Annotated in this window: 6 protein-coding genes; 3 read left to right on the forward strand and 3 right to left on the reverse strand. The window is 58.7% G+C overall.

The window, feature by feature from the left end:
• Positions 1–5: 5 nt before the first annotated feature.
• Positions 6–605 (forward strand): DUF4352 domain-containing protein, encoded by a 600-nt coding sequence (locus tag ACTHV6_RS09365; RefSeq protein ID WP_441387158.1) that lies wholly within the window; start codon positions 6–8, stop codon positions 603–605.
• A 9-nt stretch (positions 606–614) separates the two neighbouring features.
• Here the strand turns inward: ACTHV6_RS09365 and ACTHV6_RS09370 are convergent, their stop codons facing one another.
• Both ACTHV6_RS09370 and ACTHV6_RS09375 read right to left on the reverse strand, forming a co-directional pair.
• Complete coding sequence (locus ACTHV6_RS09370; protein ID WP_441387160.1) at positions 615–944, reverse strand: hypothetical protein; 330 nt, start codon at positions 942–944, stop codon at positions 615–617.
• Positions 945–1265: 321 nt separating this feature from the next.
• The gene (locus tag ACTHV6_RS09375) at positions 1266–1754 is read right to left on the reverse strand and encodes a DUF2992 family protein (protein ID WP_441387161.1); all 489 of its coding nucleotides are present in this window, start codon (positions 1752–1754) and stop codon (positions 1266–1268) included.
• Positions 1755–2024: 270 nt separating this feature from the next.
• Between ACTHV6_RS09375 and ACTHV6_RS09380 the strand changes: the two genes are divergently transcribed.
• Positions 2025–2990, forward strand: a complete 966-nt coding sequence (locus ACTHV6_RS09380) for a diacylglycerol/lipid kinase family protein (RefSeq protein WP_441387162.1) — start codon at positions 2025–2027, stop codon at positions 2988–2990.
• 194 nt (positions 2991–3184) lie between these two features.
• Here the strand turns inward: ACTHV6_RS09380 and ACTHV6_RS09385 are convergent, their stop codons facing one another.
• A complete protein-coding gene (locus tag ACTHV6_RS09385) occupies positions 3185–4324 on the reverse strand; it encodes a Gfo/Idh/MocA family protein (protein WP_441387164.1) in 1140 nt (379 codons plus the stop codon).
• A 483-nt stretch (positions 4325–4807) separates the two neighbouring features.
• Here ACTHV6_RS09385 and ACTHV6_RS09390 point away from each other — a divergent pair.
• Positions 4808–6610 (forward strand): DUF222 domain-containing protein (locus ACTHV6_RS09390; protein ID WP_441387166.1); only part of this gene is annotated, 1803 nt, incomplete at its 3' end.

Here is a 6610-nt window from a genome sequence, read left to right on the forward strand (position 1 = left end):
ACACAATGAGTACCACAGAGCCAGCATCCACCACGTCCACCAAGAAGCCGTTCTACAAGCGCTGGTGGTTCATCCTTCTCGTTATCGTCGTTGTCATCGTGGGGATCGGAGGGGCTACAGGTTCCGGTGATGACACTCAGCAAGGCAATGCGACCACTTCTACAGGCGAAACTGAGTCAGAAGAGCAGGCGCCAGACGAAGAAGAAGCCGAAATCGTCGCGGGAATCGGTGACACAGTGCAGTCCGGCGATTTTGAGATAACCGTGAACAGTGTTGGTGATCCCACTGAGACAATCGGGAGCGACTTTACTGAGGAAACCGCGCAGGGGGAGTACATTCCCGTCAATATCTCTCTGACGAATACGGGCTCGGAAGCAGGTTACGTTTTCGACAATGACATCACTCTTCAGGCGGGAGAAACCACATACTCCTCATCCAGCGACGCACTGTTTGCCCTTGATGACGCCTTCGTTTTCGAAGAGATTAATCCGGGCAACACACTCTCGGGCACGTTGGCTTTCGATGTTCCGGCGGGAACAGCAATTGATGGGCTCGTCTTCAGTGGCGGCATCTTCGATGAGGATGCGATCGTCAAGATTGGTTAAGCACGCAAATCAGTCGGACACAGAGATCACTCCGTCCATTCCACGGTTGGGGTGATAGCTCCACTGAATCTCAAACGAATCCCATGTTTCTGTCTGGCGTCCATCGAGCGATGTAGTTTGATCAATGTGACTGACGATCCTGTCTGGTGTTTCGAGCACGGCGAGGAGACATGCAACGTCGACCACATCGGCTCCACTTGCGTCTTCTTCACCTTTGCTATCGAAAGAGATGGATCCATCGTCGTCGTCGAACGTAATTCCCACCGAAGGCGGGTCGCAAAGTTCCATCGCGTCAGCAAGTTTCGAAACTGAAGAGGTTCCAAACTCAATCTGGGCCACTCCGAATCCTGCACCGAATGCGAGTATGGCAGTGAGTACGAACGGCAGAGCTCGACGAATCACCGACCTCCTCGGCGGACACATCGGTGGCATTGGTGGTTGGGTAACAGAGCCAGCAACATTGCCGTAGGCAGAAGGAGGCATTTGGACCGGTGGAACCTGACTGGACGGTGGAATATGGTAACTGGGTACATGTGAGTGGCTCATGAAGCAAGGTTAAGCCCAAGCTCCGACAGGTTGGCGCTTCCTCAGCTGCCACGGCGGTTCTCCGTGAGTTAACACCGCGTATCCGCGTCATCATGCCATGATTCGATAACGGGACTAATGCCCGCGATGCTTGTCACGGGCCTTCCTCCTGCGCTTTTGTCGGATCTCTTCCTTCTCTTTTCGCATGTCTTCTTTCCGAGCGATTCGTCGCTGTGATTGGTGAGCTTCGCGGGCCAAACGAATTGCTTCCTGTGACGCTGTTGAAGGTGCTGGATCTTGTTTCGCAGCCTCCCTCGCTGCACGCTTCGGATTCGAATGCTTCAGGGTACGCGAGTCATTGTGGGCCGAAGGCGAATTCAATGCCTCATCGATAAGCCGACCGCCGGTTGTGTTCAGGAGGTCGTACAGCTCGGCGTTTGGTGGTTCTCTGCCCAGAATGCGTTGGGCGGAGTATGTTTCTGCCCTTGCTGTGACTTCTATCGTCAGTACCCAGAACTGACCGTTGAACCACACTGTTGATGTCCCCATGTTTCCCTCTTTCAGGTATGCCAAAAGCACCTGAATACAGGGGACTCTTCGAAGTGAAGTGACGAGTGCGTTCACGCGCCATCCGGACTTCCCGGCCGGACCGTGCAGTTTGTGTAACAAGCAGAGTTCAGTCTACGCCGGTCCTCAATCTAACGTGATGACGGGCTATTCGGTCGCGCAGTGGTGTGGTTCATCTGGTCGATATTGTCGATTGGTCCATTTCGTACCGGTATGCTGCTGTTTCTCTGCGTATTCCAAGGCAGCGTCCGTATACGCATCCAAAAACATCGCATCGTAGGGTCGGCACCTCGAATCCCCCAATTCTCACTGCGGTAAAGTGCTCGCATGGCAGAAACCCGCCCGCAACCTGTTATGACGATGCTCGTATCGTCCATATCTGGGGGAGGACGAGCGCTCCGCGTTGCGCCGGACATTGCTGAGCGGCTGCGTCACGGCGGGTGGCACGTCCATGTGCGTGTTGTGACGGAAGCTGAGGCTCCGGCCTCGGTTGCGCGTGCTTTGAGTGCGGGCAAGCACCCGGACGCGGGCACGGGTGCCCCAATCGTCGGAGCGTTGGGAGGAGACGGGTTTGTGGCGGCTGTCGCGCAGGGAATCGCCGGCTCCGAAAGCGCCTTGGTTCCCCTTCCTGGCGGCCGGGGAAATGACCTGTGCCGGGCGATCGGCGTGGGTTCGAACGCACGGGTTCGTGCCGATGCGCTCGCGCCCTTGGGTACCCCCAGCTCAGGAACGCTCCATGATCGCGTCCGCGCGCTTGACGGTATCTGGGTGAGCGATCTGACGTCCGATTCCGAGCCGAATCGACGGCTGGTTTTGGGCGTCGTGTCTCTGGGACTGGATGCATGGGCAAACAAGCTGGCTAATGAATCGCGATTGACGGCTGGGCCGATCGCGTACGGGTGGGGTGCGGTGACTGCACCGGCGCATTTTCGCGGCGCAGCCTTTCGAGCAAGAGTTGACGGTGTGGAGTGCGATCTTCCCGGGTGGGTGCTTTCCGTGTCGAACTCAGGTTTCATCGGGGGCGGCGTCAATGTAGTCCCCGATTCAGATCCGTTCGATGGAACGCTCGAATTGTTTCGAGCTGACCAAGTACCACTTCGCAGGGTTATCCCCGCCGTTGTTCACGTTGTGCTTCGGCGTAACGCAAACCATCCGCTGGTTCACGTCTCCTCGGTACGTGAATTGGACATTCTGGGGCCTGAGGGCCTTCCCGCGATGGCCGACGGTGACCTCGTCGGCCACCTGCCGTTGCATGTTGAAGTGGCTCCCGGGATTGTTCGTGTGTTGGTGTGAGGCTTCTTTGCGGCTCCATTGGTAGTGGCGAGACATACACGCAAGCCAATGTATGTGTATGAGCGTGATGGAACGTTGCCTGCAACTCCTGTTGAATCAGGAGAGGAACTCTTGGTTAGAAGAGTAGGCGGAAGAACCTTGGGACGTCATCAAGAAATCATTTGAGGACGACTTAGCAGGTAATGAGCAGTGGCTTACTCCCAGGGGTAAACAACCCCGGTCTGGGTACGGATCTCGTCCATGATCTCCATGACTTCCACGGTATCGTCCCTTGTCAGGCTGGGTGATTGGGTAGCGCCGGATTCGAGACAGCGCGCCATTTCGGCGGCTTCGTATTGAAATCCTCCGGGAACTGTCGCATCCCATTCGATGACGGCGCCGTCGTCGGCCCTACCCTCGCCAAAAAGACGTAACCGAAGAATTCCGGGCCTATAGAACTGCGTGGGGAGTTCGAGCGCACCGTTTTCGAAAACGATCTCCGCCGAGGTTGCCGACCGGCCGTCCAAATTGCAGCGTGCCACTCCGAGGGCGCCGGTAGACCCGCCCGTTGAATTCCAGTGGAGCACGGCGGCGATTCCTTGATCGATAATGACCGGGCGCCCGGACACCTCAGCTGTCCCAAAGTTCCCATTGATAAGACGTCCGGAGGCTGACACGGATGTAGGCGCCCCGAGTACGTCGTGAAGGAACGAAACGGGATAGATGCCAAGGTCAAGAAGCGCGCCTCCACCGAGTTCAGGTCGCATCAAGCGTTCCACGTGCCGCAGCGATTGGCCATGATCCGCCTGGGCGGACACCACGTTTCCCAGTCCACCGTTCGCAATAATCTGGCGGATGACGCGATAGTGAGGCAAGTGCCTGCTCCACATCGCCTCCATCGCAAATAGCCCGCACTCCCTTGCCGTGTCGAAAATGTCGCGTGCCTGCGCGGCGGTCATGGCGAACGCCTTCTCCACCAACACAGGCTTGCCAGCACGTAGAGCTAGCTGGGCGTGCTCGGCATGAAGCGGGTGAATGGTTGCGATATAGACGGCGTCCACCTGTGGATCGCGGGCCAGGTCCTCATATGAACCGTAGGCCCTGTCAATTCCGAACTCCTTGGCGAACGCCTCCGCCCGGCCCAGCTCCCGCGAAGCCACCGCCACGATCCGCGAACGCGAGTATGCCGGCACATCGCGCGCAAAGGTCCGCGCAATCCCGCCCGCACCGATAATTCCCCACCTCAGCGGTGGCGCCTCCATTGGATCGGGCAAAGTGACGCCGTCGGCCAGTTGCTCCATTTCGCGTGGCAGGCTTGGGAGCAGTGCGTGAGGGTTGGAAAGATTGAATGCCATGGCGCGATTCTGTCATACGTCCGAAGAATCCGGTTTCGTTCGTGAGGATACGGGATTTTTGACGACGACGGCGGAGCCTCTCCCGCAACGTCCCATCCTTGCAGTCGGGTTTCTCTTAAATGGGTGGCCGTCATCTGGTGGCGCTCATCAGATGGCCTATCACCGGGTGCCTCGTTGGCACGGATCTCCGCTTCTCCGGCAATGCCTATCTCTACCACAGAACTGGACCCCCACAGCACGACTGGACCCCCCACGGCACGACTGGACCCCCCACGGCACGACTGGACCCCCACCGCCGAACTGACACAAATTGGTCTGTTCGAACTCTTGTTTGGGGAACGTTCGTTCGATAGAATATAGGTAGGTTGAACAGGGTGCCTCTCACCGGCTACCTCGTTCACTGATTTGATCCAATTGACAACAGCGTTCTATCCCTCGTTTACAGGGCGTGGATTCTCTTATCACCACTAAGGAGGGTGGCTTATGAGTATCACACTTGATACGCGCGCCGGTGCCTCCGTCAGTGATGTGCCCTATGTGCCGTCTGAGGCTGATCTGTGTTTTGATGAGCTTGTCTTCGATGCTGAGGCGATGGAACGCCTCGGCCTTGAACCTGACAGTTTCCCCACGGATATCCCCGGCTTGTCCGATCAGCAGTGGGAGGAGGATTTCACCGGGCTAATGTTCGCTGAGGCCACAGCCACACTCCACACTCTCCTCAAACCCACTGATGCTCCGGCTCACAGCCCGGATGCTTCCCGCACCACTGGCAGTGCCAGCAGTGTGTACGATTCCGGTCTCCCTGTTCTCGAACTGGTTCGTGATCTCCTCCGGGCCGCCCCCACAGGTACGAGTGAGGCGGCGTGTATTTCGCGGGTCTCGGTGTTGGAGGACATCAAATCAGCGGCCGCCGCGGCACAGGCACGCGAAACCGCCATGTTTCTTCACCATCGCGGGATCAGTGAGCGTGAAGCGGGTGTTCCGATCGAGAAACGCGGCCTGGGTGTCGGCTCCGAAATCGCGTTAGCACGCCGTGAGTCCCCACAAGCAGGCTCCCGCGCGGTACGTATGGCCCACACACTCACCACCACCATGCCCAACGCGTTGGCCGCGTTAACGGATGGGCGTCTCGCAGAATTCACGGCCCAGAAAATCACGAGCGAAGTCACCGCCCTCGATCCACCCGCTATCGCCGCGATCGATGCGCGCATGGCAGACAGGTATGGCAAAGCCGGAACCAAAAGGATCACCGGTGAAGTCCGCGCCTTAGCCAATCAGATTGATCCGGCCGCGCAAGTCGAACGCCACAAGATCGCCAAATCAAAAAGATCAGTATCGGTACGTCCTGCCCCGGATGCGATGGCCTACCTGACCGCTCTCCTGCCGATGGGTCAGGCCTTCGCGTGTAAGAAAGCCCTGTTGGATGCGGCAGCAACGGCGAAAAACACCGGATGGGCCTGCGGGGACGAGCTCCAACAAGAAGAACGCTCCGGGACACAGATCGAAGCCGACCTGTTGGTCCAACGCCTGACCGGACAAGCAACCCCCGACGCCATCCCCATCGAACTGCAGATCATCATGACCGACAGTAGTGTTTTCGGCATCACCAGCATGCCCGGCGCTGCCAGCTACACCAGCACACACGGCATTGCCGCAGATGACACGATGCCAAGCGTCACCGCCGATTCTGCCACCACCAACGAATCTGGCCCTGATTCTGTGCCTGAATCTGCCGCCGATGCGGTGTTTCCTGTTGTTGATGATGATGGGCGGCGTGCTGATCCGGCACAGACTGCGGCGTGGATTGCCGGGCTCGGCCCCATCCCCGCCCCGCTAGCGCGCGACATGCTCAACCCGGCCTACGACGATCCAGCCACTCGCCGGTCACGGGTGTTCCTGCGCCGGGTTGTGACTGATCCGGTCACCGGCGACATTCAGGCCATCGACACCCGCCAACGCGCCTTCTCTGGCGCCCTGCGCCGTGCGTTGCTTGTGCGGGACTCGCAGTGCCGGACCCCGTGGTGTAACGCCCCCATCGCCCACATGGACCACACCCACCCCTTCGCCAAAGGCGGCCACACCACCATGGCGAACGGGACTGGTCTATGCGCACGGTGTAACTACACCAAAGAATACGATGGCTGGAACCATCAACCGGGAACAGGCCCCAGCACTAGCACTGCCAGCGGCTCTCGTGCTGGCAGCGGTGATCGCGGCCGGTCGCCCGCCGGGAGCCGGTCCTCGGACCGGATCATCACCACACCAACCGGACACCACTACCACTCC

Origin of the sequence: Ancrocorticia sp., assembly GCF_052089425.1 — a bacterium.
Classification (GTDB): Bacteria; Actinomycetota; Actinomycetes; order Actinomycetales; family Actinomycetaceae; genus Ancrocorticia.

Coding starts and splice junctions, on each gene's coding strand:
- ACTHV6_RS09365 (WP_441387158.1), top strand. CDS start 6: ATGAGTACCACAGAGCCAGCATCCACCACGTCCACCAAGAAGCCGTTC.
- ACTHV6_RS09380 (WP_441387162.1), top strand. CDS start 2,025: ATGGCAGAAACCCGCCCGCAACCTGTTATGACGATGCTCGTATCGTCC.
- ACTHV6_RS09385 (WP_441387164.1), bottom strand. CDS start 4,324: ATGGCATTCAATCTTTCCAACCCTCACGCACTGCTCCCAAGCCTGCCA.